This window comes from Bacillus cereus group sp. BfR-BA-01360, from assembly GCF_022663595.1.
GTDB lineage: Bacteria > Bacillota > Bacilli > Bacillales > Bacillaceae_G > Bacillus_A > Bacillus_A cytotoxicus.
This window is the reverse complement of the sequence record NZ_JAKUFV010000008.1, coordinates 1-25,671: the sequence shown is the minus strand read 5'-3', so window position 1 is coordinate 25,671 and position 25,671 is coordinate 1. Positions and strand designations below refer to the sequence as shown.

Sequence of the window (25,671 nt, the reverse complement as noted above, 5' to 3'; positions counted from 1 at the left end):
TTAAAAGAGAGAAGGGGACTTTTGCCTATTCGAGTATACTTTTTAGTGTATCAATATGCTCTTTAGAACCAGTAACAAGTAGTGTATCACCATGCTGTAGTTTCGTATCACCATGTGGTATTAATGCTTTCTTTCCACGATAAATTTGAATAATCAGCACATCTCCTAAGAATGGTAAACGACGAAGTGGTAAACCGTTATATTTATTACTGCGTAATTCAACTTCACGAACTGTTTCATTTGATGTTGTAATTAAATGAACGAGACTTGGTTTATCAATAAGTGCTCGTAGTAAAATTCGTGTCGAGTTAATCGTTGAGAATACGGCAATATGTTCTTGTGTCGCTTTTTCTTGGAGGAGCGGGTCTTCTACACTTGCAATGACATGTTCAACGCCTAATTCTTTTGCATGTTCTGCCAGCAATAAGTTTTGTTCGTCATCACTTGTTGCAACAACAACGCGATCAGCATCAAATGCTTTCTTTTCTTCTAATGATTCTATAGAGATTGTATCTAACTTTACAATTGGGAAGTCATGTGACTGAGATTCCTCTGTGTTTAGTTTATTTTGACGCATCATATAAAGGGTTACATCATAGCCTTCACGCTTCAAATCAAGCGATAGTGGCAATGTAATTCGACTTGCACCAATAATAGAAACTTTAGGTTTTGGCGTTTCCACTTTTGGGAACATCTTTTTAAATAATACAGGTGCAAAAATACATGTAATGACTGCACTTAAAATAAGCGCAGCAGACAGGCTTGGACTAATAATCTTCAATTTTTCACCAATTTGCGCTGCTGCGATAACTAATGACAGCGTAGATGTTAATAAAATCGCACTTCCTAATACAATGTTGCGTGGATACCATTTTCGCAAGATAAGCGATGGTAGCAGTTTTGAAATAAGGAGACCGATAATTAAAATTGGAATCATTAACATACTAGAAGGTTCTTTAAAAATAGACCATACTTCTAGATTAACACCAACCATAACGAAGAAAATAGGGATGAAGAATCCATATCCGATAGAATCCAGTTTTTCGACCATTTCTTCATTTGGCGATAGTAAGGATACGAGAACCCCAGCTAAAAACGCTCCTAAAATATTTTCTGCACCGACAGATTCAGATAATCCAACTAATATTAAGATGAGTGCAAAAACAGCACGTGTGTCAATTTGTACACTACCCGCCTTTAAGCTTTCTAAGTATGGAATATTTTTAAAGCGTATTGCAACGAAATAAATGACAATGCCCGCTCCAAATAAAACGAGAAGGAGCCACATACTTTGGCCGCTTTCAGAGTTTAATCCAACGAATACAGCAAGCAAAATCATTGTGACTAAGTCAGCGATAACAGCGACTAATAAAATAATTTGGCCAATTGCTGTTTTACCTAAATTGTTTTCTTTTAAAGTTGGCACAACGACACCTAAGGAAATCGTTGAAATAATTAACGTCATAAAGAGTGCGCTATCTACAAATCCAAGCCATACGAACATGAGCGATAAGCCATAGGACAAAATGAAGATGAACAAGAAGATAGTACTTGCTACTTGGAACGTATTTGGTTCGTTTGTTTTATTCTTTTTTTCTTTTTGTTTAAAAATTGAAAAGTCAATTTCTAAACCGCTTAAAAACATTAAGAAAATAAATCCTAGTGTTGATAAGACCTCTAGCCACATATCTGGCTCGATAACGTTAAATCCACTTTTTCCTACAAAAATCCCTGCAATAATTTCTGCAACGACAACAGGAATTGCTTTTAATTTAAAGCGTTGCAGCAAAAGGGGAATGAAAAACGCGATTGCGACGACAATCATGAGTGATAGGACTGAAGAATGTTGTTCCATTGCGTTCTCTCCCTTCAAATAATATAGTACTTATTTAGCCATATTATAAGAAGAAAAGCAATGCGTATGAACTCGATTTCATAAAGAAAGAGTTTTCTTAACATTTGTCATAATAAGTATACTTTAGATGATTATGTTGTAATTTCCGTAATATGGATGAAAAGGGGGAGTGAAACTTTAACTAAGAGGGATGCGTTCTTTGCTAATTAACAGCCGGATTAGTGAGGGGAAATAGCGGAATAAAAAAGTCTGCTAGGATATTGTCCAGCAGACTTTTGAAAATTACATAGAGAAGAAAATCCAAACTGTACCAGCAACCGTTACTACAGCGATGAAAAAGCTGAATAACATTGCGATTGTTTGTGCGATACCTTCTCCTTCTTTCATGTGCATAAACATAACTAATTGTAATGCTGCTTGTGCCACTGCCATTGCAATGATGCTTGTTAAGACTGTTGAAAGTGGCAAACTAGTATATAACGCTACGTATAAAGCAAGGAACGTTAATGCAAGTGATAAAATAAATCCGAAAACGTGTGACCACGGAAACCCGCTATGAGCTTGATTGTTTTGTCCCATTATTACGCCACCATCCCGTTCAAGTAAACTAGTGTGTAAATGAAGATCCAAACAACATCAAGGAAATGCCAGTATAAGCTGATAATAAATACTTTACGAGCTGTAATTGGTGTTAATCCTCGTTTTAAAATTTGGATAATAACACAGATTGCCCAGATGATACCAGCTGTTACGTGAGCACCATGCGTTCCAAGAAGGACGAAGAATCCAGATAGGAATCCACTTGTTTGGATTGTTGCGCCTTCTGCAGCGTAAGTCATAAACTCTTCAATTTCAAAGAAAAGGAAGCCTGCACCTAAAAGTAATGTAAAGATAAACCATCCTAACATTGCATTTTTGTTGTGCCTACGCATCTCATGAATTGCGATACCACAAGTAAAACTACTTGTTAAAAGTAAGAGTGTTTGAATTAAAAGGGTTTTTAGTTCAAACAGCTGAGCCGGTGTAGGGCCATCTGCCGTACGACCAGCAAGTACTAGATAAGAGGCGAAAAGTGTTGCGAACAGCACGATCTCAGCCCCTAGGAAAATCCAGAACCCTAGAATGTTCAATCTACTTTGTTCCAATTGATATTCTAAAGGTAAGCTTTTATCTAAAGCCGCCATTTCGTTTCACCTCTCATGCAACATGTTCTGTCTTTTTAATTTCATCTACGCTAATGTAATATCCTTCGTCATAATCGAATGAGCGCCAGATCATACAAGCCACCATACCAATACCACCGACAATTGCTAACCAGAACCAGCTAAATACTAAAGCAAAACCTGCAAGACCGATAAAAGAAGACATAATGATTGGAACACCTGAATTGCTTGGCATGTGAATTGGTTTCAATTCTTCAGCCTTCGGTGTAATAGACTCACCATTTTTCTTCATTTCCCAAAATACATCGCTATGCTTAATTTCTGGTAATTTTGCAAAGTTGTAAGGTTGTACTGGAGATTGTGTTGCCCACTCAAGCGTACGACCATCCCAAGGGTCTCCAGTTACATCGCGTTCGCCATGGCGAATGCTGTAAATTACGTTGTAAGCTAATAGGATGAAGCCAATACCCATCATTACTGCACCGACAGATGCGATTTGGTTTAGCCATCCCCAGCCAAGATCAGCTGAGTACGTGTACATACGACGAGTCATACCATCTAAACCTAGGAAGTACATTGGGAAGAAACAGATATTAAATCCGATCATAAAGATCCAGAATGTCCATTTACCAATGCGCTCATTTAGCATGTGACCAGTCATTTTTGGATACCAGAATGTAAATCCGGCAAGCATTGCAAATACTGTACCTGCAATTAATACGTAATGGAAGTGAGCGATTAGGAAGTAGCTGTTATGGTATTGATAGTCAGCTGCTGCCATCGCAAGCATAACCCCTGTAACTCCACCGATTACGAAGTTTGGAATAAATGCCAATGACCAAAGCATTGGAACTGTAAAACGAATACGACCTTTATACAGTGTAAACAACCAGTTAAAGATTTTAACACCGGTTGGAATCGAAATCGCCATAGTCGAAATCGAGAAGAATGAGTTAACTGCTGGACCAGCACCCATTGTAAAGAAGTGGTGAAGCCATACAAGACCACTTAAGATTGCAATTGCAACCATTGAATATACCATTGCACTGTAACCGAATAAACGTTTACGAGCGAATGTACTTACAATCTCAGAGAAAATACCAAATGCTGGTAAAATAACGATATATACTTCAGGGTGACCCCATACCCAGAAAAGGTTAGCCCAAAGCATTGGCATACCGCCGCTCGCCATCGTAAAGAAGTGAGCATCGAATAGACGGTCAAATGTCATTAATGCAAGAGCAACTGTTAATACTGGGAAAGCAAATAGAATAATAACAGTTGTAACTAAAATAGACCATGTGAACATTGGCATTTGCATTAACTTCATGCCAGGTGCACGCATTTTTAAGATTGTAACAAGGAAGTTAACTGCTGTCATCAGCGTACCGAGACCTGAAATCTGTAATGCAATTGCGTAGTAGTTATTTCCTACGCCAGGAGAGAATTCTGTACCCGCCATTGGGAAGTACATTGTCCATCCAGCATCTGGAGAACCTCCGATAACAAAGGCGATGTTGAATAACATAGCACCGATAAAGAATAACCAAAAACTTAATGCATTCAAGAATGGAAATGCAACGTCACGAGCACCAATTTGTAATGGTACAACAACGTTCATTAATCCCATAACGAATGGCATTGCCATAAAGATAATCATAACTGTACCATGCGTTGTAAAGATACCGTTATAGTGTTCAGCGTTTAAATATGTTGTATCAGGGAATGTTAATTGTGCACGGATCATTAGACCATCCATACCACCGCGGAATAACATTAAAATTGCTGAGATAATATACATTATACCAATTTTCTTATGGTCAACAGTTGTTAACCATTCGTCCCAAAGCCATCTCCATTTTTTGTACTTTGTCAGTACGAAAAGGATTGCTAATGTCACAAGAACAATAGATGCGTCAGCTCCGTAAATAATCGGATCACCTGTGACAAAAAATTCATCAAGCTTCACTGTGTTCACTCCAATCTGTTGGAATAGTAGCTATTACTTTTTATTTTTGTAGTAGTTGTAATCACAATACTCAAGTGATTTTGGATCTACATAGTCTAAGTGATGACTAGAGAAAGTCATACGACCTACTACACCAGGTTTAACAATTTCGTTATATTTTTCTTCTGTTAATTTAGGAGCAGTTTGTTGTACTTCTTTAACCCATTTGTCATACTTTTCTTTTGTTTTTGATTCAAGTTCAAACTCCATGTGAGTGAATCCTTCACCTGAGAAGTTTGCACTACGACCAGTGTAAGAACCTGGTTTATCTGCTTGTAAATATAAATCCATAATCATGCCATCCATTGTGTATTTCATACCACCAAGTTCTGGAATCCAGAAGGCGTTCATTGGACCAACGGATGTTAATTTGAATTGAATTGGTACACCAGCTGGAATGTTTAAGTAGTTAACGGTTTCAATTTTTTCCTCTGGATAACTGAATAACCATTTCCAGTTTGCTGATGTAACATAAATTTCAACTGGTTTCATATGTTTAGATTGCTCTGGTGCTTTTTCCGATGCATAAGTAGCTTTTACCGTTGGAATTGCTAAAGCAATAACGATAATAACTGGGAAAAGCGTCCAAATAATTTCTAACATTGTGTTACCGTGTTGATCAGGTGGCTCATAGTCCATATTTTCTGGTTTTTCACGATAACGAATCAAGATGACTGTAAACAAGATGAATACAATTGCAATAATTAACAACATAAGCACGAATGACCAAACAATTAAATCATACTGTGCTTTTGCAACAGGTCCTTGCGGGTTTAATACTGCGAGTTTCTTATCGCAGCCACCGAGGAACAAGAGTAATGATAGCGGAAGAAGTGAAGCCAACTTCCAAAACGCTTTCTTTAGTTGCACGATTGAAAATCTCCTTTCTCCTTGGATTGAAACTATGCCAATAAAACAATATAAACCTATTAATTTATAGAAGGCAATAGTTTTCATCATATTGTTAAAAAATAGACACAAATACACACTTTTTAAGGTGAATATCATTTGTAACTTGATAACATTGTAAACTATTTTTTTAACAAAAAGGTGATTGTAGAAATTTTAAGATAAATAAAGTTATACCAAGATATCCAGTAAATAGAAAAAAACTATCTTATCATAAAGAAAGATAGTTGAATGTTTTATATATTTAGTTTATTTCCTGTGTAATATTTGGTTGCTGATGAAATGTGACAAATTTTTTATATTTTATTTGATATAAAATGTAACAAATGATCATAAACGGGATTCCGCAGTAAAGAGCAATGCGTTGATCTGGTATAAAAGCTAAGCTAATAAATGTAATAAAATTTAACGAGAAAGCAACAATTGGAACGAGTGGATAAAGAGGTGTACGGTATTTTAAATCGTTTATATTTCCACCGTTCTTTAGAAATTCTCTTCGAAAGAAAAATTGTGAAGCGGCAATTGACATCCAAACGACGACCGCTGCCATTGCGGCAATTGATGTGAGAACTAAGAAGACTGTATCTGCGGCAAATACGCTCGTTAATAAAGAAAGACTTGCAAAAATAAGACTGAAAATTAAAGCATTAAGAGGTACCCCTTTTTTCGTTAATTTTGTAAATACTGGGTTTGCCATACCTTGCTGTGCCATTGCCCAGAGCATACGTGAATTTGCATATAGTCCTGAATTTGCTACAGATAAGACAGCAGTGATAATAACAAAATTCATTATGTCAGCTGCATATGGAATTCCGACTGTGTCAAAAACAAGTACGAATGGACTTTCAACGAGATTAGCTTCTTGCCATGGAAGTAAGCCTACTACAACAGCAATGGCCAATACAAAGAAAAATAAAGTACGCCAAATGGTGTTTTTTATCGCTTTTGGAATTGTTTTTTCAGGTTGTTCACTTTCACCAGAAGCGATACCGATTAACTCTGTTCCTTGGAATGAGAAGTTAACAGTAATCATTGTAAATAAAACAGCTAAGACACCATTGGGGAACAAACCGCCGTTTTCAGTAAAATTATGTAGCATTGGTGCGGGCTTCCCATTGAAATCTAGAAATCCAAATATCACAGCACCTCCAAGTACAATGAAGATGACGATTGTAGCAACTTTGACGCTAGCAAACCAAAATTCTGCTTCTGCATATGCCTTCGCTGATAAAGCGTTTACAATAAATAGTAATGCAGCAAATGTAATGCACCAAATCCATGAAGAAACGTCCGGAAACCACCGTTTCATTAAAATACTAACAGTTGTAAGTTCTACACCAACTGTGACAGCCCAGTTTAGCCAATACATCCAACCGACAACAAATCCAAATCCTGGTGAAATAAATTTGCTAGCATAACTTTGAAAGGAACCGGCTTCTGGCATCGCAACAGATAGTTCACCAAGACAGAGCATTGTTAAATACATAACGAAGCCCCCAACTAAGAAGGCAAGAATTGCTCCACCAGGTCCAGCATTGTGCACAATTTGTCCAGACCCCATAAATAGTCCAGTACCAATAACACCACCTAGAGCAATCATAAATAAATGTCTGCTCTTCATTGTCCGCTTTAAACCGCTTTGGTTTGTAGTTGTTTGATTCATACTTTTTCACCCCGTATTTGCATTGTTTGTTTTGTTTACCTATTAGGATTTAATTGCTAGATTAATCATTGATGGGGGATGAGAAACAATGACTAATTACCTTCTGTCCTATGCGGATATAAAATCACTATTTACCGCAGGAGCATTTCTAATTCTAACAAAATATTCTGAAAATGTATATTTATTTTTTCTTTTTATTGCAAAGAATTAGAATTTTTGAAAGATAAAATCGAATAATGATTTACATTTTCTTTCTAGTAAACTAGTAAGAAGAAAGGTACAATGGTGAGAGTGATGTGAAAATAATTAATGTGGTAATGGGGCTTGATTGATAATGAAAAAACTGAAATATTTATTCATATTAGGTATAATCGTGGTTGTTGTAGGTCTATTTGGAAAAGATAAGATTGTGCAAAAAGCTCAAGAATTACGATTGAATTATTTAACTGAAATGAAAGAAAACGCTATAATTGAAAATGTTCCATTTATACAGCAACTTCCTGAATTACCAAGAGGGTGTGAAGTAACAAGTTTAGCAATGCTACTTCAATATAAAGGAGTTGAAGTGGATAAAATGAAGCTTGCGAGTGAAATTTATCGCGTCCCGTTTGAAGAAAACGGTTTGCATGGTAACCCGTATGAAGGCTTTGTAGGAAATATTTATACAAAATCTGAGCCGGGATATGGTGTATATCACCAACCGATTTTTAAACTCGCAGAAAAATATGTTCCTGAAAAAGTAATTAATTTAACTGGAAGAGATATAGGAGATGTATATAAGGCAATTAGTTCAGGTTCACCTGTATGGGTCATTGCGAATACAAGATTTCAACCGTTAGATGATGGACTTTTTGAAACATGGAATACAAGTGCAGGAAAAATAAAGATCACGTATTATGAACATAGTGTAGTAGTTGTTGGATATGACCAACATTTTGTATATGTAAATGATCCGCTTGCAAACAATCCGCGTAAAGGAGTGCCGCGCGCTCAATTTGAAAAAGCATGGGAACAAATGGGGAAACAAGCAATTACTATTTTATAAAAATAAGCAGTCATCTAAAAAAGATGACTGCTTATTTTTATCTTGCTATTTTTGGATAGCAAGATGTGGATAGAGTTGAGAATGTGAACAATTAGTTAATTATTCTGAATATTATTTATTTAACTTGCGATTGGAGCTATAATAACATTTAACTTAGTGAAGAAAGGAAGAGTTAAATGGATATTGTAAATGAACAGCTTCTATTAAAAAATCAATTGATTGAATGGAGAAGATATTTTCATAAATATCCGGAATTGTCTTTCCAAGAAGAGAAAACATCACAATTTGTATTTGAATTGCTTCAAAAAAATCCACATTTAGAAGTATCTAGACCGACAAAGTATAGCGTCATGGCAAAGTTAATTGGGAAGAAACCTGGCAAAACGATTGCGATTCGTGCTGATATGGATGCTCTGCCTATTCAAGAAGAAAATGAATTTGAATTTATCTCCAAGAACCCTGGCGTTATGCATGCTTGTGGGCATGATGGTCATATCGCTATCTTACTTGGTACAGTATATACCCTTGTTGAAAAACGTGAACAAATTCGAGGGGAAATTCGTTTTTTATTCCAACATGCTGAAGAAAATTTCCCAGGTGGCGCTGAGGAGATGGTAGCAGCTGGTGTAATGGAAAGCGTTGATTATATTATTGGTGCACATTTGTGGGCATCGCTAGAAGTTGGGAAAGTTGGTATCACTTATGGTCCTGCGATGGCAGCCCCTGATGTATTTAAAATTTCAATTGAAGGAAAAGGAGGGCATGCTGGAATTCCGCATGAAACAGTTGATAGCATTGCGATTGGTACACAAGTTGTAGCACAAATTCAACAGATTGTATCACGTCTTACAGACCCGTTAGATTCTCTCGTTATATCTGTTACGCAATTTCATGCGGGTACAACACACAATGTTCTTCCGAAGCAAGCAGAGATTGAGGGAACTGTTAGAAGTTTAAGACATGAGCTACGAGAAGAGACAGCCCAAAAGATTGAAAGAATTGTTAAGCATGTGACAGAAATGTATAAGGCAAATTATACATTCTCATATGAATATGGATATCGCCCTGTTGTGAATGATGAGAAAGTAACAGCGTATGTTGAAGAAGCAGCGCTACAGCTTTATGGAAGAGAGCGAGTTGTACGTTTGAAGCCGACGATGGCAGGTGAAGATTTTTCAGCTTTTCTGCAAAAGGCCCCAGGTACGTTTTTCTTTATTGGTGCAGGGAATAAAGAAAAAGGAATTGTATATCCACATCATCATCCGCGCTTTACAATTGATGAGGATGCATTACCAATTGGAGTTGAGGTTTTTGTTAGAACTGTTTTGAATTTGATGCGCAAAGGAGAATAAAATGAAGAAAATTCGTATGCTGGCAATGATTCCAGTTCTTTGTTTAATTATTGGACCGATATTTACAAATTCAGTTACTCCATATGTACTAGGTATGCCATTTTTATTATTTTGGATTTTATTATCTGTGTTCATTACCTCCTTTTGTATGTGGATTGTATATTGGCTAGATCCTGCTAACAAGGAGGAGATGAAATGATAGCACTTATTATCATTGTTGTATTTCTATGTTTGGCATTATTTTTAGGAGTTCGTGCAAGAAGTGGAAAAGACATGAATTTGGAACAATGGTCGGTTGGGGGAAGGGGATTTGGAACAGTCTTTGTCTTTCTTCTTATGGCAGGAGAAATATATACGACGTTTACTTTTCTGGGAGGAAGTGGATGGGCATATAGCAAAGGTGCACCTACATTTTATATTTTAGGATACAGTGCATTAGCATATATTTTATCTTACTTTCTCTTACCTCCAGTTTGGAAGTATGCCAAAGAGCATAGATTGATTTCGCAACCAGATTTCTTTACCAAAAAATATAATAGTAAAGCGTTAGGGATTATTGTATCGATCATCGGTGTCATTTCAATTATTCCATATCTTGTACTGCAGTTAAAAGGGTTGGGGATTATTGTTTCTGAAGCTTCTTATGGAAAAGTATCACCAGTTCTTGCTGTTTGGATTGGCGGAATAACAATTACAATATATGTGATGATTTCTGGTATACATGGTTCCGCTTGGACAGCTGCATTAAAAGATATGATGATCCTATTTATCGTTATGGTTTTAGGTATTTATTTACCCTATCATTATTACGGAGGGTTTCAGCCGATGTTTGAAGCGGTAGAAGCTGCAAAACCAGGATTTTTATCTTTACCTGAACAAGGAATGAGTGTCTCATGGTTTGTTTCTACTATTATATTAACAGCGCTAGGGTTTTATATGTGGCCCCATACATTTGCTGCCGCTTTTTCAGCAAAGAGTGAAAAGGTATTTCGAAAAAACGCCACTATTATGCCATTATACTCTTTCGTATTACTCTTTGTATTTTTTGCAGGATTTGCGGCTATCTTACAAGTACCTAGATTACAGGGGGCAGATGCAGACTTGTCTTTATTCCGCCTTGCTATTCAAACATTTGATCCGTGGTTTATTGGGATCATTGGAAGTGCTGGAGTACTAACTGCATTAGTTCCGGGATCTATGCTTCTTATGGCTGCATCTACTTTGTTAGCAAAAAATATTTATCAAGTGCTCGCGCCATCCGTATCAGATCAGCAAGTGGCACGAGTAGCCAAGCTATTTGTGCCTATTGTGACGATTGTATCTGTTTTCTTTACCTTCAAAGGAGGAGAAACAATTGGAGCTCTGCTTTTAATGGGATACAGCATTGTGACGCAACTTTTTCCGGCGCTTGTATGCAGTTTATTTCCACGTCAATTTGTAACAAAACAAGGTGCTATCTCTGGAATGATAGTTGGATTATTCATGGTGGCTTATATTACATTATCTGGATCGACTCTCTCTACTATATTTCCAATTTTTCCGCAATATATGAAAGATTTAAATGTAGGGATTGTTGCATTAGGAATCAACATCATTGTTATGTTAGCAGTGAGTATCATGACTAGAAAAATTGAAGTACAGCATACTTCTACTATGTTAGATCGATAAAGTGAAACTTAAATCATTTTCTACAAATTATGAGCCGCCACCAATCGGGCTATTACACCTCTAAAATAGCGGGATAAAAAAATGTTATCTTTCCTTAGGGAGATAGCATTTTTTTATTGTATATATTTACCCTATACGGAGAAATATAACTGTAACGCTTAGGAGGAAAGATGATGAATTTAGAAGCAAGCTTATCAGCAATTACAAATTCTATTCGAGAAACACTGCAGTCACCTAATGATTTAACGGTACGAGAGTTTGCGCTTTCTGGTTCATCTACTCGGTGCGCTGTGGTGTTTCTTTGTGGGATTACGGATAAAGATTTAATTTATCGATTTGTGATTCATCCATTACAACATGAAGAGATTCCGCCTAAAGGTCCAATCATGCAAACTTTAGTCGATCGATTTATTTCTATAGGTGAAATAAATACAGTTAAAACATTTCCGGATCTTGTGAATTCTGTTTTGGTGGGGGATACGGTTGTTTTAATTGATGGAATTCCGCATGCGTTAGTCATTAATTGTCGAGCATGGGAAAAGCGAGGTTTAGAACCGCCGATTACAGAGGATGTTATTCGAGGTCCTAAAGTAGGGTTTGTTGAAGATATTGCTACTAATAAAATGTTAATTAGACGCGAGTTGCGTGATCCGAAGCTTCGATTTCAATCTTATATTATGGGGCAACGTTCTCAAAAAGAAGTTACATTAATTTATATTGAAGATATTATCAATCCTTATATTGTAAAAGAGTTGAATCGGCGTTTACAGTCCATTAAAACAGATATGATTTTAGATTCTGGAAAAATCGAACAATTACTAGAAGAGAACACCTTGTCTCCTTTTCCGCAATTTTTAAATACAGAGAGACCAGATCGGGCGATTGCTGCTTTAGCAAAAGGAAAAGCAATTATTTTAGTAGATGGTTCACCGTTTGCAATTCTTGCACCTATGGTTATTGTGGATATTTTTCAATCACCTGAAGATTATTATGAACGCTGGATTATGGCAACTTTATTAAGAGGATTGCGAATGCTAGCTGGACTTATGGCTGTATTATTTCCAGCAGTATATATTGCGCTTGTTTCTTATCATCAAGGTCTCATTCCATCTAATTTGGCGTATTCAATTGCTGGAGCAAGGGAAGGTGTCCCGTTTCCCGCTTATATTGAAACGATTATTATGACATTAACAATGGAATTAATTAGAGAAGCTGGGCTTCGGTTGCCTAAACAAATTGGACAAACTGTTGGAATTGTAGGAGGACTTGTTATTGGAGAAGCGGCAGTAAACGCTGGAATTGTAAATCCCTTTATGGTTATTGTAACCGCGATTACGGCGATTGCTACTTTTTCATTGCCTGTTTACAGTATCACAATTACATTTCGCTTTTTGTTATTTGCGTTTATTTTAGCTGCGACTATATTTGGACTATACGGGATTATTTTAGCGTTAATTGCATTAGCAATTCATATTACGAATTTAAAAAGTGTTGGAATTCCGTATTCTACACCATTAGCACCTACTTTTTATAAAGATTGGAAAGCAGAAGTAGCAAGATTACCAAAAGCGATGTTACAGACGAGACCAGACTATTTGCAAACAAAAGATCAAATACGCTCAAAGGAGAGAAAATAAATTGAAACCGTTCGAGTACGGAGATGAGGAGATCGGATCTCGAGAACTAACATTTGCTGTATCTTCGGTCATTATAGGGACAGGGGCACTTTCGATGCCCCGCGTAATTGCAGAGCAGACACTGTTTTCAGATGGTTGGATTATATTACTTATTGGCGGAGTGATTTGTGCATTTTTTGCCTGGTGTATTGCGAAAATAGCAAATACATTTACGGAACAAACGTTTTTTCAATATACTAGCATATACTTATCAAAGCCGATAGCTTACCTTGTTACAAGTGTTATGGTGCTAACATTTGCTAGTATTACTGCATATCAAGCAAGAGCCATTTCCGTTATTTCACAAACGTATTTATTTAGTAAAACACCGATTGAACTTTTATCATTTTTTTACTTACTTGTTGTTGTTTATGGAGTAAGTGGTTCTAGAGTAGCGTTACTTCGTTTAAATATGCTATTTTTACCAATCGTTGTATGCGCTATATTTTCTCTGCCGTTATTAAATATTAATTTAATGGAGCCGGATAATGTATTGCCGCTTTTTCAAACAAAATGGAACCAATATATTGTTGGTATGAAGGAATCGATCTTTACATTCATTGGATTTGAAATTGTCTTATTTTATTCTTCAATTGTGAAACAAAAAGATAAAGCGCCTCTTGCTGCTGCAAAAGGAGTGATGATTACCAATTTATTATATATTCTTATTTATCTTACTTGTATTATGGTGTTTTCCTATTCTACCACGAAAAGTCTTGCGTATCCTGTCATTGAGTTAGGAAAGGAGATTGAAATTGGTGGGGGATTTTTAGAACGATTCGATGCCATTTTTTTTACGACGTGGATTATTACCATTTTTAATACAACAGCCATGTATTATGATATCGCAGTAATAGGGTTTTGTTCGATGTTTCCTGCTATTAAAAAGAAAACATTTATTTTTATAAGTGCGCCGATTATATATCTTTTGAATATGCTTCCTGAAAATGTGACGAAGTTAACGCAATATAGTACATATTTAGCTTGGATTGATATGGCATGTATTATCATTGTTCCTATACTTGTTTTTAGCATTTATAAAATAAAGGGGGGCGGAAAGAGTGAGCCGTCTTCATAAATACATGTGTTGCGTTATGTTAGTGATCTGTATGAGTGGGTGCTCAGAGCGAAAAGAAATTGAAGAGAGAGGATTTGTTGTAGGGGCAGCATTTGATGTTGTGAAAGAAGAAAGTGAAGAGAAGAAACCACCTCGTATGAAAGGAACGTATCAATTAGTTTTACCAAGTGCGTTAGCACAACAGGGGAAACAAGGTGCAGATGGGGCTCAGTATATGAATATCAATGTAACTGCGGATAGTCTTTTTACACAAATTCGTGAAGCATCCAAGAAAATAAGTCGTTCTTTGTTTTTTCCTCATATTAAAGTTGTTATTTTTTCTAAAGATTTATTAAAGCGACAAAACTTTTTAGAACAAACATTAGATATCTTTTTTCGTGCCCATGAAATGAGGCGGAATATTAAAATTTTTGTTTCGAAAAATCAAGCTGGAAAAATTTTTGAACAAAATGCGAAACCAGAAAATTTTCCGGCAAAATATATTGATTTACTAGCGGATCATGCAGATGTGAATTCATTTATGTTAGAGGCAGTTCGTATCGGAGAGGTTCAAGAAATGTTAACTTCTAAAAGAAGCTTTGTACTTCCAGTTTTAGAGTTAACAAAGCAAGGTGTAAAGATGGAAGGAGCTGCTATTTTTAAGGGGGAGAATAATAAACTGGTCGGTCTTTTAAGTGGAAAAGATACACAAGGATTAAATTATATAATAGGAAAGAAAGTGGGTGGATTTTTAACCATTCGAAAAAAAGAAAAGGTATTTACGTATGAAATTCATAAAATAAGACGGAAAATCCGTGCTTCCTTTACAGATCCTCGTCATCCAAAGTTTATAATTGATATGTATCCTAAAGGTGTGCTTGGAGAAGTATATTTAGGAGAGGATGCAAAAGCATGGAGTGAGAAGCGAATAAATTCATACATTACAAAAGAGATGGAACGTATAGTGGGGAGAACAATAAAAAAAGTACAAAAAGAGTATAAAACGGATGTACTTGGATTAGGGGATTATTATAAACGGCATAATTATAAAAAGTGGAAAAAAGTAGAGAAGAATTGGGATTATGGGGAGAACTACTTTATGAAGACTGATATAGCAGTTCGTGTTCATCCGGTAGTAGAGCATTCCGGTTCATTAGTACCAAAAGGTGGTCAGTAATATGAAAATGCTTTCTACTTTAGCAATTATTAGTATGATTTTGATGGCTATTATTCCATACACAGTGTATTTTTTAAATAAGAAAATAAAAAAATACACTGTGCAACCATGGGAAGATGTAAATGAAGAGGAAAATAGGAAACCAGTAGATTAGATTTCCTTTTGTTTTTGGGATCGTAAAATTTAAAATCTAGCAACGGAAGTAAGGGATTATAATCATTTATATAGAAGTATAAGGCGTGAAAATGAACCATCAGTAGAGAAGAGAAGTCTCACTACTGATGGAAGGTTTTATACAAGCCCTAGCCAATGTACCAATTGCGTAGAGAGGAATGTAACAACAATGGCGATTACGGTAGGGATTGCAAACGATAAGAATGTCCATTTTGGACTTTTTGTTTCTTTATATATGTTAACCAATGTTGTTCCACATGGGAAATGCAGAAGAGAAAACAACATTGTGTTTAACGCAGTTAACCAAGTCCAGCCGTGCTCTAAGAATAAGTTTTTAATTTGATTAAAATCTTCTATTTCTGTTAAGGCACCAGTTGATAAATAAGACATTAATAAAATTGGAATAACAATCTCATTAGCTGGTAAGCCGAGAATAAATGCAGCGAGAATAAATCCATCAAGCCCGAGCAATTTAGCGAATGGGTCTAAGAAATTAACGAAATACATAAGTAGGCTTGTGTCGCCGATATAAATATTTGCTAAAACCCAAGTTAAGATAGCGGCAGGTGCAGCTACAACTACGGCACGTTTTAAAACATAAATTGATTTATCAAGTGTTGCACGTACAATTGTATTCCAAATTTTTGGTTTACGATACGGTGGTAATTCCAATGTATAATGAGTTGGAACACCTTTTAATGCAGTTTTTGATAGAGCCCAAGAAACTGTTAAAGTAACGATAATTCCGATGACTACCATGCCGACTACAACGCCTGCTGTAACAAGTGTTTGCATGCTACTTGTATAACCGGCAGCCATAAATAATGATGCCATTAAAATTAAAGTAGGCCATCGTCCATTACATGGAACGAAGTTGTTTGTTAAAATTGCTAACATACGCTCACGTGGTGATTCGATAATGCGTGTTGACATAATAGCGGCAGCATTACAACCGAAGCCCATTGCCATCGTTAAAGATTGCTTTCCGTGTGCACCAGTACGTTTAAATAAACGATCCATGTTAAATGCTACACGAGGTAAGTACCCATAGTTTTCTAATAAAGCAAACATTGGGAAGAAGATAGCCATAGGTGGTAACATAACGCTAATAACAGCCCCTGTACCCCGGAATAAGCCAAGTATTAAAATACCATGTAACCATTCAGGTGCATGCATTGCTTGGAACAAAGCAGTTAAATGTCCCTCTGCCCAACCGAAAAATTCAGCAATCATATCTGACGGTACATTCGCTCCTGCAATGGTAAGGTAAAAAATAATAGATAAAATACCAAGCATAATTGGAAATCCCCAGATTGGAGAAGTGAAAATCTTATCTAGTTTTTCTGAACGATACAATCTATCGGTATTTGTGTATTGTACTGCATCTTTACAAATACTTTTTGATGTACGATAAATATCACCAACAATGTCATCGCGTATATCTTCTTTAGTAAGCGTTTGTGCATGCTGAATAATATAATCTAATGGAAGAGCCTTACTGGCTGAGTGAGATTCCATTGATTACGACCTCCCTTACAAGCGGTTCTTTATGATGTTTTTGAAGTGTAGTTAAGAAATTTTTATCCCCATCTAGTATTCGCAGTGCAACCCAACGAGCTGGGTATGTATCACCGAATACTTTGTAAATTTGCGGCTCTAATTCTTGAATCATCTTTTCAATATGCTCATTATAAGTAATTTGAACTGGTGTAGGGATTGTTTTTTTACTAGCCACTTTAGAAATTACATTTAGTAAATGTCCAATTCCAGTACGGTTGCGAGCTGAGATTTTGACTACAGGAACGCCAAGTGACTTTGCTAATTTCTGTTCATCAATGACGATTCCTTTTTTTTCTGCTTCATCTATTAAGTTAATGCAGACGATTACATCGTTTGTCATTTCCATCACTTGTAATGCTAAATTTAAATTTCTTTCCATTGCAGTTGCATCTACAACAACTACAGTTACCTCTGGTTTTTCAAAAATAATATAATCTCGTGCTACTTCCTCATCTGCAGAGTTTGAATAAAGTGAATATGTTCCAGGTAAATCGATTACCGTATATACCTTTCCGTTATGCTCATATTCTCCTTCTGCCTTTAATACAGTTTTTCCCGTCCAGTTTCCGGTATGTTGTTTTAATCCTGTTAATGTGTTGAATAATGTACTTTTCCCAGTATTCGGGTTTCCTGCTAACGCAATGCGATGGTTGTTCATTTTGAATCATCTCCTATTAATATTCCAAAAATAAGGGAGCTTTCTTCGCTACGCAATGCAATTGTTGTGTTGCTCACTTGATATGCAACGGGATCTCCGAGTGGACTTTTTTGCAATACTTTAATGGTAGCCCCGGGAATAAATCCTAAATCTAATAAACGTCTCTTCATAGTTCCTTCTAATTGTATTCTCTCGATTTGTACAAACTCCCCTGTTCTAAATGAAGAAAGGGGTTTGGTATTAGCCGACACCATAAAAGTTCCCTCTTCTCTATATTTTTAGTTATAGTTTAAAAAGTTTCTTAAGGTAAACTTTTTGTTATTAATATACTAGACTACATTCGGTAATGCTGTCAATTAATACTTTAAAAATATTCAAAAATTTTTAGAATTGTTCCAATTTATTTTTTGTGATAAAAAATATGACTAGAATTTATGTTGGATATATGCATAGTTCAAACAAATATGTTCAGACAAGAATAGTTTGTAAATTTAATTTTAATAAAGTTGGTTAAAAGGAGAGTTTTATTTACTTCATATTTACATTATTAAAGTTAAATTTACAATGAATGTAATTTTTTGTGGATTCTTTTGGCTTTTCTTGATGGGAATAGTTGAGAAATATAAGTTTTTAATACCTTTATCTCTATTTACTTAAAATTAAAAATTGCTTAACACTAACACAATAATATTGTCCTACAATGAATTTGTGTTCGAAAGAAGTCGATGAATAAGAAAAGTGATAATTCAAATGGGGGTACAAGATATGGTCATGAAAAAGGGAATTACATTTTCATTAGCAGCATTAGTTGTTGCAGGTGCATTAGTTGGTTGCGGAAAGTCAGAAAGCACAAATACGAATGAGACTGCTAAAGGTAGCAATGATGCAAAACAAGAAGAGATATCTGGTACGATTGCAGCAGCTGGATCTACAGCTCTTCAACCGCTTGCAGAAGAAGCGGGTAAAAAGTTTATGGAAAAGAATCCTAAAGTTTCTGTTCAAGTTCAAGGTGGCGGTAGTGGAACGGGGATTAACCAAGTAGCCTCTGGTGCGGTACAAATTGGTAACTCTGATGTCCCGGCGGCAGATAAAATAAAAGATCCAGAAAAAGCAAAAGAATTAGTTGATAATAAAGTTGCAGGTATCGCATTTGCACTTGTTGTTAATAAAGATGTGAAAGTTGATAACTTAACTGTACAACAAGTACAAGATATCTTTAGTGGAAAGGTTACAAACTGGAAAGAGCTAGGCGGTAAAGATGAGAAAATCAATGTAATCAATCGTCCGGCATCTTCTGGTACACGTGCTACATTTGAGAAAACGATTATGAAAGATGTAAAGATTAATGACGGGACAGGAACAACGCAAGATTCTAACGGTGCGGTAGAACAAGCAATTAACTCTACGCCAGGTTCTATTAGTTACCTTGCGATGTCCTACATGGTAGGCGATAAAAAAGGGGCATTACAAACTGTAAAAATTGATGGTGCAGAACCAAAGGTTGAAGAGATTTCTGCTGGTAAATATCCATTCTGGTCTTATGAATACATGGTGACTAAAGGAGAAGCGAAAGAAGCAACAAAGGCTTACATTGATTATGTAAAAGGTAAAGATTTTGAAAAACAAGTTGAAGATATGGGATACATCCCGATGTCTAAGCTAGATAAGTAACACATACAAGGAGGCTGGCTGCGAGGCCAGTCTTGTTCATTTCAAACTATGAAGTGGGGTTATGTCTTGTGATGAAGGGAAAAAAGCAGATTAATTATGTGAAAAGCGAGTACATTGGAAGAACACTCGTTACGTTTTGTGGTCTATTTATTGTTCTTATTACATTATCGATTATTGCATTTATTTGTGGAAAGGGAATTCAATCTTTTACACAAAGTGGTATTTCCTTTTCTGAAATGTTAACTTCAACAAAATGGAATCCGAATGTTGAGCCAGGTTCTTTTGGTGCAGTTATTTTTATTGTCGGTTCCACGCTTGTTTCAATTGGTGCGGTTATGATTAGTACACCAATCGCGATTGCTCTTGCAATATTTATGAATTTAATATCGCCTAAGTTTGGGAACAAAGTGTTGAAACCAGTTTTGGAATTATTAGTTGGTATCCCGTCCGTTGTATACGGTTTATTAGGGGTTACGATTTTAATTCCATTGTTAAGAGATTCTTTTGGTGGTGTTGGCTTTAGTTTAATTGCAGGTATTGTTGTACTTAGTATCATGATTTTACCTACTATTGCTAGTATTGCTTCTGATGCAATACGTGCGGTTCCATTTGATTATTTAGAAGCCTCGTATGGTTTAGGATCGACAAAATGGCAAGCGATTAGCCGTGTCATTGTTCCTGCTGCTAAGAAAGGTATTTTAACAGGGATTGTTTTAGGATTAGCACGTGCTTTTGGTGAAGCGCTGGCAGTTCAAATGGTAATTGGGAATACGGTGAAGTTGCCAGAAGGAATATATAGCCCAACGGCAACGTTGACTGGTATTCTCACAATGGACATGACAAATACGTTAAACGGAACGGCTTGGAATAATGCTTTATGGACCTTAGCGATGATATTGCTTGCTATTTCATTCCTATTTATTTTAGTTATTCGAGCAATTGGCCAAAGAGGTGAACGATAACGATGAATGCAAGAAAGGTAAATAATATTTGGACGGGTATTTTATATACAGTTGCAGCATTTGTGGTAGTTTTATTGGTTTTCTTAGTATATGAGATTTTACAAAAGGGCTGGGGATTTTGGGATCCAGGTTTCTTGTTTGGAGAACCGAGTAATACGAGGGCTGGGGGAGGGATTGGTCCACAATTATTCAACTCTTTCTATATGCTTATTATTACGCTTGTTATCTCTATTCCACTTGGATTGGGAGCTGGGATTTATCTTGCAGAATATGCAAAGCAAGGACGCTTTTTAAGTTTTGTTCGTCTATGCATTGAAACGATGGCATCATTGCCTTCTATTGTTGTTGGCTTATTTGGTTTATTAGTGCTTGTTACAATGACAGGTTGGGGCTATACAGTAATAGGTGGTGCACTTGCTTTAACCATTCTAAACTTACCAGGATTAACGCGAGTTTGTGAAAATGCAATTACAGAAGTCCCTGCAAATGTAAAAGAAGCAAGTCTTGGACTTGGTGCAACAAAGTGGCAAACGATTGTGCGAATTATTCTTCCATCGTCATTACCGCAAATTATTACAGGGATTATTTTAGCGGCAGGTCGTATATTTGGTGAAGCAGCGGCATTAATTTATACAGCGGGATTAACATCACCAATTTTAAATTCTGCAGTTGATTTTTCTAGTCCTGCACATCCGCTAAATCCATTTCGACCAGCTGAAACATTGGCAGTTCATATTTGGAAATTAAATTCTGAAGGGATTATCCCAGACGCGAAGCTGATTGCAACAAAATCAGCAGCAGTACTCATTGTTATGGTATTACTGTTTAATATTATTGCTCGTTTTACTGCAACTGTACTTCATAAACATTTTACGGGAACGAAAAAGTCTCGTAAAACATCGAAAGTAAAAGCTGCTTAATATGTGTATGTTTACGAAAGAAAAAACGTTATCTCTAGTTTGTGAGATAACGTTTTTTTGTTAGGCGTTTGGAGTATCGATAGTCGTATTTGATTTTCTGCGTGAGCGACGCTTTTTACCGAATTTATCTAATAGCTCATACATAACAGGTACAACAACGAGTGTAAGTACAGTGGAAACAGCTAACCCCCCAATTACAACAACGGCTAAACTTTTAGAGACCATACTTCCTGCTTGCGATTGGCCAAATAATAAAGGTAACATTGCGACGATTGTTGTAATGGCTGTCATAATAATTGGACGTAATCTTGTAGAACCTGCTTCTAGTAAAGCGTCACGAGTTGTCATGCCATGCTCTTTATTTTGTTGAACACGTTCGATTAATACGATAGCATTTGTGACGACGATCCCGATTAACATTAATGCACCGATAAGTGAATTGAGATCAACCGGCGTTCCGGAAATGATTAATCCTAAAATACCGCCAATAGCAGCGAGTGGTAAAGAGAAAAGGATTGCAAATGGAGCGCGTGCTTGCCCAAATGTAATAACCATAATTAAATAGACAACTCCGATGGCAATGCCCATGATTTGAAATAAATCTGTAAAGTTTTCTTGCATGGATTCAGTTGCTCCAGCAACGGCAACTTTTGCACCGGTTGGTAAATCTAATTTAGCGATTGCTGCATTTACTTCAGCGCTTACTTTACTTAAATCATCGTTAGCAGCAACGGCATTAATTTGGATTGTTTCTTTTCCGTCTTTATGGAAAATTTCAGTTTGTAATTGTTTTTCTGATATTGTTGCAATATCTTTTAAAGGAATTGCTCCTGTTATCGGTGATAAGATGTTTGTATTAAGGATATCTTCTTTATTATTTATCTTTTCATTTTTATGTTCTAACGTAATAGTTGTTTTTTCATCATCGATCGTGAGCTGTCCGATCGGTGATTTTTTCATAAGGAGTGAAACTTGTTCTCCAACTATTTCTGGTGTTAATCCAACTTGTTCTACTTTGTTTTGATCGATTTTAATTTGCCATTCTTTCTTTGATTCTTCTAAGTTTGTTTTCACTTTAGAAAGTCCATTTAAACTTTTTAATTTTGTTTCAACGATATCAGCAGCTTGCTTTAAACTTGTTTCATTGTTTGCAGTTACGTTGAATTGCAAGTTATTTCCACCGCCAAAATTAGAATAACTTGTTTTTGTATAATCGAATTCAGCTGGTTTGAAATCTGTCTGTTCTTTTTTTAGTTGTTTAATATATTGGTCAATATCTGTTCCTTTTTTAAAGGTTATAAATATAGATGCAAGATTATTTTTAGTAGTTTGCCCCCACTGTGCATCTTCAGCACTTGACCCTATTCGTAAAAAAGTATCTTGTACATCGCGATTAGAAAGTAATTTTTTTTCGAAGTCAAAAGCTTTTTGTTTTTTAGATTCCTCATCATAACTCGTTGGAAATGTCATGTTAATTGAGAGCATCGTATCGTCTTCTGATTTTATATTTGCTTTTGGCAGTATGATATAAGCAGCAATGGAAGCTACAAATAATAAGAAAGACGAGAATAAAATAATAAATTTATGTGAAAGTGCCCATTTTAAAGTAGCCGTATACTTTCTTGAAGGTCTCGATGTGCGCTGTCTTGTTTTTCTAAGTAATAAAAACGCCATAAGTGGAACAACTGTAAGTGCAACAACGAGAGACGAAAGAATAGAATATACAACTGCTAATACCATAGGAAGCATCAATTTGCCGATTGCGCCTGATACAAGGCCGATAGGTAAAAAGACAGCCACTGTAGTTAATGTTGAAGCAGTAATTGCAATAGCAACCTCTTTTGTCGCATCTACAATAATGTCTTTTGAAAAATGCTCTTTTTGTAAGCGACGGAAGATATTCTCGATAACAACGATACTATCGTCAACGAGACGTCCAACAGCGACGGCTAATCCTCCAAGAGTTAAAATGTTTAACGTAACATGAGATTGATCGAGTAAAAATAGTGTTAACAAAATAGATAACGGGATACTAACAACAGCGATAAGCGTTGTTCGCACGCTGCGCAAGAAGAGTAAAATAATAAATGTCGCAGCGATCGCTCCTAAAATGACCTCTTTCCCCATACTCGTAACAGCATTTTCGATTTGTTCGTGAGTAGAGGATAGTAATTTAATTGTGTAAGTATCTTTATATTCTTTATTAATGTTTTTAAGTTTTTTATCGATTTCTTTGCCGATTTCAACGGCGTTTTTACCTGGTTCTTTCATAATAACTAGGGCGGTTCCATCCTCGCCATTTACATGTGAAATAGCATCATAATGTTGTTTTAATTCTATTTGAGCTATATCTTGCAATTTCAATTGAGATGTAAGTGATATGTTTTTTACGTCATCTACATTTTTTACATTTCCAATGACGCGAAGGCTGTGGTCTTCGTTGTTGACAGTCACTTGACCAACTGGAGTAGAAGTTTCTTTTCCTTGTAAAGCAGTTAATACTTGTTGAGAGGTTACATTTTTATTTTTCATTTCATTTATGTCTAATATGATAGATAGTTCAGATGTTGATTTACCGTAATACATGACGTTAGCAACGCCATCGATATTTTCGAACTGCGGGATAATTTCTTTTTCAACCTGTTTTTCGTCAGCTTTTGTAAACCCATTTTGTTTTTGAATAGTAATTTGTGCGAGCGGAATCATAGAAGTGTTTAGTTGGCTGACGACAGGTTTTGTAATTTCTTTTGGGAAATTTACGTTGTTTGTAATCTTTTCGACAGCACGCGTCGCCTCTTTCATGTCTGCTTTAGACGTATATGCAATGTCGATGCGTGATAACCCCTCATGAGTAGAAGATGTAATTGTATCAACATGCTCTAAGTTTCGAAATTGTTTTTCGAGTGGTTCGGTTACTTCTTTTGTCATTGTTTCCGCATCTAATCCTTTAGACATTGTAGTGACAGTGATAGCAGGATTGTCGGCGCTGGGCAGAAACTCCATTGGTAATTTTGAGCCGGAATAAATACCGAGTACAGAAACGAGAAAAATCATAATGATGATGGCGGCCCGATTTTTTAATGAAAATTTTGTTAACCTATCCATAATTAAATTCCTCCAACTTTCTTTACTATTTGTTTTGGTATGGCACTTTCTTATCATATAACAAAATTTGGATATTTTTCACTAAAAAACGCAAAAAATTCTAAATTTCCCCTTTCGCATGAGAGTATCTTTTAGTTTGAAAAGAAAAAGCTAGCTTGTGACATTGAAGAATGTTTTATTTAAACAAATGATGTTATATGATTGGAACTGTAAGGTAGAGAGGTTATGTATTGTGCATGTTACAGAAATAGGGAATTTAATTGATTCATTTTTGCCCCCGCCATTTTAGAAAAATAAAATTTCGATTTCTCGATTTAGAGGGAGGAAAGGAAGGGGAGTTGGAACGGTCTGATTAGAAGAAGCCTTGTAATCAGTTGGGATGAAGGAAACATTCGCTAAGTAACTCTTTACTTTAATTGATTTCTTTTTTATAGAATGAGTTTCGTATATAACGAAATGGTATTTTATAAGAAGAGATGGTTTGAATAAATAAGACAAAATGTATTGATGGATAAAATAATATTTATATTTTTTTATAAAAGGACTTGCTATTAAAAAAACGGTCTGGTATATTAATAAGCGTCGCTAATGCGAAACAGCAAAAAGCGCAGAAAGAAATTATAAAAAATGTTGACATCGAAAAATGAAGCTGTTAACATAAGGGAGTCGCTTCGGCGGCTGATGAGTTCTTTGAAAACTGAACGAAACAAACAACGTGAAACGTCAATTTTTATTTATGATGCTAGACAAACTTTATTGGAGAGTTTGATCCTGGCTCAGGATGAACGCTGGCGGCGTGCCTAATACATGCAAGTCGAGCGAACGGATTAAGAGCTTGCTCTTAAGAAGTTAGCGGCGGACGGGTGAGTAACACGTGGGTAACCTGCCCATAAGACTGGGATAACTCCGGGAAACCGGGGCTAATACCGGATAACATCTAGCACCGCATGGTGCAAAATTGAAAGGCGGCTTCGGCTGTCACTTATGGATGGACCCGCGTCGCATTAGCTAGTTGGTGAGGTAACGGCTCACCAAGGCGACGATGCGT

The 25,671-nt window shown here is 36.1% G+C and carries 21 protein-coding genes and 1 rRNA gene; 12 read left to right on the top strand and 10 right to left on the bottom strand.

Features of this window, described 5'->3' with window-relative positions; genetic code table 11:
* Window positions 1-25: 25 nt before the first annotated feature.
* The 6 genes from MR056_RS09635 to MR056_RS09610 all read right to left on the bottom strand — a co-directional run bounded on the left by MR056_RS09635 (window position 26) and on the right by MR056_RS09610 (window position 7,598).
* Window positions 26-1,855 (bottom strand): monovalent cation:proton antiporter family protein, encoded by a 1,830-nt coding sequence (locus MR056_RS09635; RefSeq protein ID WP_011983691.1) that lies wholly within the window; start codon window positions 1,853-1,855, stop codon window positions 26-28.
* A gap of 282 nt (window positions 1,856-2,137) precedes the next feature.
* On the bottom strand, window positions 2,138-2,434 hold the full coding sequence (gene qoxD, locus MR056_RS09630) for a cytochrome aa3 quinol oxidase subunit IV (protein WP_011983692.1): 297 nt from the start codon (window positions 2,432-2,434) through the stop codon (window positions 2,138-2,140).
* Between the two features lie 2 nt (window positions 2,435-2,436).
* The gene (gene qoxC / locus MR056_RS09625; RefSeq protein ID WP_011983693.1) at window positions 2,437-3,039 is read right to left on the bottom strand and encodes a cytochrome aa3 quinol oxidase subunit III; all 603 of its coding nucleotides are present in this window, start codon (window positions 3,037-3,039) and stop codon (window positions 2,437-2,439) included.
* A 13-nt stretch (window positions 3,040-3,052) separates the two neighbouring features.
* On the bottom strand, window positions 3,053-4,987 hold the full coding sequence (gene qoxB, locus MR056_RS09620) for a cytochrome aa3 quinol oxidase subunit I (RefSeq protein ID WP_011983694.1): 1,935 nt from the start codon (window positions 4,985-4,987) through the stop codon (window positions 3,053-3,055).
* Between the two features lie 33 nt (window positions 4,988-5,020).
* Window positions 5,021-5,896, bottom strand: a complete 876-nt coding sequence (qoxA, locus tag MR056_RS09615; protein WP_011983695.1) for a cytochrome aa3 quinol oxidase subunit II — start codon at window positions 5,894-5,896, stop codon at window positions 5,021-5,023.
* 283 nt (window positions 5,897-6,179) lie between these two features.
* A complete protein-coding gene (locus MR056_RS09610; RefSeq protein WP_011983696.1) occupies window positions 6,180-7,598 on the bottom strand; it encodes an amino acid permease in 1,419 nt (472 codons plus the stop codon).
* A gap of 334 nt (window positions 7,599-7,932) precedes the next feature.
* Here MR056_RS09610 and MR056_RS09605 point away from each other — a divergent pair, with 334 nt between their 5' ends.
* From MR056_RS09605 to MR056_RS09570, 8 genes are all read left to right on the top strand, one after another.
* Window positions 7,933-8,643 carry a C39 family peptidase gene (locus tag MR056_RS09605; RefSeq protein ID WP_011983697.1) on the top strand — a complete coding sequence of 237 codons (711 nt, stop codon included), beginning with the start codon at window positions 7,933-7,935 and terminating at the stop codon, window positions 8,641-8,643.
* A gap of 176 nt (window positions 8,644-8,819) precedes the next feature.
* On the top strand, window positions 8,820-9,995 hold the full coding sequence (locus MR056_RS09600) for a M20 family metallopeptidase (RefSeq protein WP_011983698.1): 1,176 nt from the start codon (window positions 8,820-8,822) through the stop codon (window positions 9,993-9,995).
* 1 nt (window position 9,996) lies between these two features.
* Window positions 9,997-10,194, top strand: coding sequence for a DUF3311 domain-containing protein (locus MR056_RS09595; protein ID WP_011983699.1), 198 nt, complete (start codon window positions 9,997-9,999; stop codon window positions 10,192-10,194).
* Complete coding sequence (locus MR056_RS09590) at window positions 10,191-11,663, top strand: sodium:solute symporter family protein (protein WP_011983700.1); 1,473 nt, start codon at window positions 10,191-10,193, stop codon at window positions 11,661-11,663. Before MR056_RS09595 ends, MR056_RS09590 begins: the two co-directional genes overlap by 4 nt.
* A gap of 170 nt (window positions 11,664-11,833) precedes the next feature.
* Window positions 11,834-13,300 (top strand): spore germination protein, encoded by a 1,467-nt coding sequence (locus MR056_RS09585; RefSeq protein WP_011983701.1) that lies wholly within the window; start codon window positions 11,834-11,836, stop codon window positions 13,298-13,300.
* Between the two features lies 1 nt (window position 13,301).
* The gene (locus MR056_RS09580; RefSeq protein WP_242136550.1) at window positions 13,302-14,417 is read left to right on the top strand and encodes a GerAB/ArcD/ProY family transporter; all 1,116 of its coding nucleotides are present in this window, start codon (window positions 13,302-13,304) and stop codon (window positions 14,415-14,417) included.
* Window positions 14,401-15,573 (top strand): Ger(x)C family spore germination protein, encoded by a 1,173-nt coding sequence (locus MR056_RS09575; protein ID WP_373367232.1) that lies wholly within the window; start codon window positions 14,401-14,403, stop codon window positions 15,571-15,573. The genes MR056_RS09580 and MR056_RS09575 overlap by 17 nt, the downstream gene beginning before the upstream one ends.
* A gap of 1 nt (window position 15,574) precedes the next feature.
* Window positions 15,575-15,727 carry a hypothetical protein gene (locus MR056_RS09570; protein WP_095206561.1) on the top strand — a complete coding sequence of 51 codons (153 nt, stop codon included), beginning with the start codon at window positions 15,575-15,577 and terminating at the stop codon, window positions 15,725-15,727.
* Between the two features lie 137 nt (window positions 15,728-15,864).
* Here the strand turns inward: MR056_RS09570 and MR056_RS09565 are convergent, their stop codons facing one another.
* Genes MR056_RS09565 through MR056_RS09555 form a run of 3 tightly spaced genes read right to left on the bottom strand, consistent with a single transcriptional unit; the run spans window position 15,865 to window position 18,219 of the window.
* Window positions 15,865-17,265, bottom strand: coding sequence for a nucleoside recognition domain-containing protein (locus MR056_RS09565; protein WP_048723216.1), 1,401 nt, complete (start codon window positions 17,263-17,265; stop codon window positions 15,865-15,867).
* Window positions 17,243-17,965, bottom strand: a complete 723-nt coding sequence (locus MR056_RS09560) for a FeoB small GTPase domain-containing protein (protein WP_011983705.1) — start codon at window positions 17,963-17,965, stop codon at window positions 17,243-17,245. Before MR056_RS09560 ends, MR056_RS09565 begins: the two co-directional genes overlap by 23 nt.
* The gene (locus MR056_RS09555) at window positions 17,962-18,219 is read right to left on the bottom strand and encodes a FeoA family protein (protein ID WP_011983706.1); all 258 of its coding nucleotides are present in this window, start codon (window positions 18,217-18,219) and stop codon (window positions 17,962-17,964) included. The genes MR056_RS09560 and MR056_RS09555 overlap by 4 nt, the downstream gene beginning before the upstream one ends.
* A 511-nt stretch (window positions 18,220-18,730) precedes the next feature.
* On the opposite strand from MR056_RS09555, the gene MR056_RS09550 reads away from it, so the two are divergent.
* From MR056_RS09550 to pstA, 3 genes are all read left to right on the top strand, one after another.
* Complete coding sequence (locus MR056_RS09550; protein ID WP_041809450.1) at window positions 18,731-19,636, top strand: phosphate ABC transporter substrate-binding protein PstS family protein; 906 nt, start codon at window positions 18,731-18,733, stop codon at window positions 19,634-19,636.
* Between the two features lie 71 nt (window positions 19,637-19,707).
* Entirely contained in the window at window positions 19,708-20,598 is an 891-nt protein-coding gene (gene pstC / locus MR056_RS09545) for a phosphate ABC transporter permease subunit PstC (protein ID WP_011983708.1), read from the top strand.
* Between the two features lie 2 nt (window positions 20,599-20,600).
* Window positions 20,601-21,518 carry a phosphate ABC transporter permease PstA gene (gene pstA / locus MR056_RS09540; protein ID WP_011983709.1) on the top strand — a complete coding sequence of 306 codons (918 nt, stop codon included), beginning with the start codon at window positions 20,601-20,603 and terminating at the stop codon, window positions 21,516-21,518.
* Between the two features lie 60 nt (window positions 21,519-21,578).
* Here the strand turns inward: pstA and MR056_RS09535 are convergent, their stop codons facing one another.
* A complete protein-coding gene (locus tag MR056_RS09535; RefSeq protein ID WP_048723213.1) occupies window positions 21,579-24,623 on the bottom strand; it encodes an efflux RND transporter permease subunit in 3,045 nt (1,014 codons plus the stop codon).
* A gap of 753 nt (window positions 24,624-25,376) precedes the next feature.
* Here MR056_RS09535 and MR056_RS09530 point away from each other — a divergent pair.
* A 16S ribosomal RNA gene (locus MR056_RS09530) occupies window positions 25,377-25,671 on the top strand; the annotation flags it as partial.

What these genes read in the sequence shown, in the direction of transcription:
- qoxD (WP_011983692.1), bottom strand. Translation starts at nt 2,434, where the DNA reads ATGGGACAAAACAATCAAGCTCATAGCGGGTTTCCGTGGTCACACGTT.
- MR056_RS09565 (WP_048723216.1), bottom strand. Translation starts at nt 17,265, where the DNA reads ATGGAATCTCACTCAGCCAGTAAGGCTCTTCCATTAGATTATATTATT.
- MR056_RS09635 (WP_011983691.1), bottom strand. Translation starts at nt 1,855, where the DNA reads ATGGAACAACATTCTTCAGTCCTATCACTCATGATTGTCGTCGCAATC.
- MR056_RS09535 (WP_048723213.1), bottom strand. Translation starts at nt 24,623, where the DNA reads ATGGATAGGTTAACAAAATTTTCATTAAAAAATCGGGCCGCCATCATC.
- MR056_RS09555 (WP_011983706.1), bottom strand. Translation starts at nt 18,219, where the DNA reads ATGGTGTCGGCTAATACCAAACCCCTTTCTTCATTTAGAACAGGGGAG.
- MR056_RS09585 (WP_011983701.1), top strand. Translation starts at nt 11,834, where the DNA reads ATGATGAATTTAGAAGCAAGCTTATCAGCAATTACAAATTCTATTCGA.
- MR056_RS09595 (WP_011983699.1), top strand. Translation starts at nt 9,997, where the DNA reads ATGAAGAAAATTCGTATGCTGGCAATGATTCCAGTTCTTTGTTTAATT.
- pstA (WP_011983709.1), top strand. Translation starts at nt 20,601, where the DNA reads ATGAATGCAAGAAAGGTAAATAATATTTGGACGGGTATTTTATATACA.
- qoxC (WP_011983693.1), bottom strand. Translation starts at nt 3,039, where the DNA reads ATGGCGGCTTTAGATAAAAGCTTACCTTTAGAATATCAATTGGAACAA.
- MR056_RS09600 (WP_011983698.1), top strand. Translation starts at nt 8,820, where the DNA reads ATGGATATTGTAAATGAACAGCTTCTATTAAAAAATCAATTGATTGAA.
- MR056_RS09610 (WP_011983696.1), bottom strand. Translation starts at nt 7,598, where the DNA reads ATGAATCAAACAACTACAAACCAAAGCGGTTTAAAGCGGACAATGAAG.
- MR056_RS09590 (WP_011983700.1), top strand. Translation starts at nt 10,191, where the DNA reads ATGATAGCACTTATTATCATTGTTGTATTTCTATGTTTGGCATTATTT.
- MR056_RS09560 (WP_011983705.1), bottom strand. Translation starts at nt 17,965, where the DNA reads ATGAACAACCATCGCATTGCGTTAGCAGGAAACCCGAATACTGGGAAA.
- MR056_RS09570 (WP_095206561.1), top strand. Translation starts at nt 15,575, where the DNA reads ATGAAAATGCTTTCTACTTTAGCAATTATTAGTATGATTTTGATGGCT.
- MR056_RS09605 (WP_011983697.1), top strand. Translation starts at nt 7,933, where the DNA reads ATGAAAAAACTGAAATATTTATTCATATTAGGTATAATCGTGGTTGTT.
- MR056_RS09550 (WP_041809450.1), top strand. Translation starts at nt 18,731, where the DNA reads ATGGTCATGAAAAAGGGAATTACATTTTCATTAGCAGCATTAGTTGTT.
- pstC (WP_011983708.1), top strand. Translation starts at nt 19,708, where the DNA reads ATGAAGGGAAAAAAGCAGATTAATTATGTGAAAAGCGAGTACATTGGA.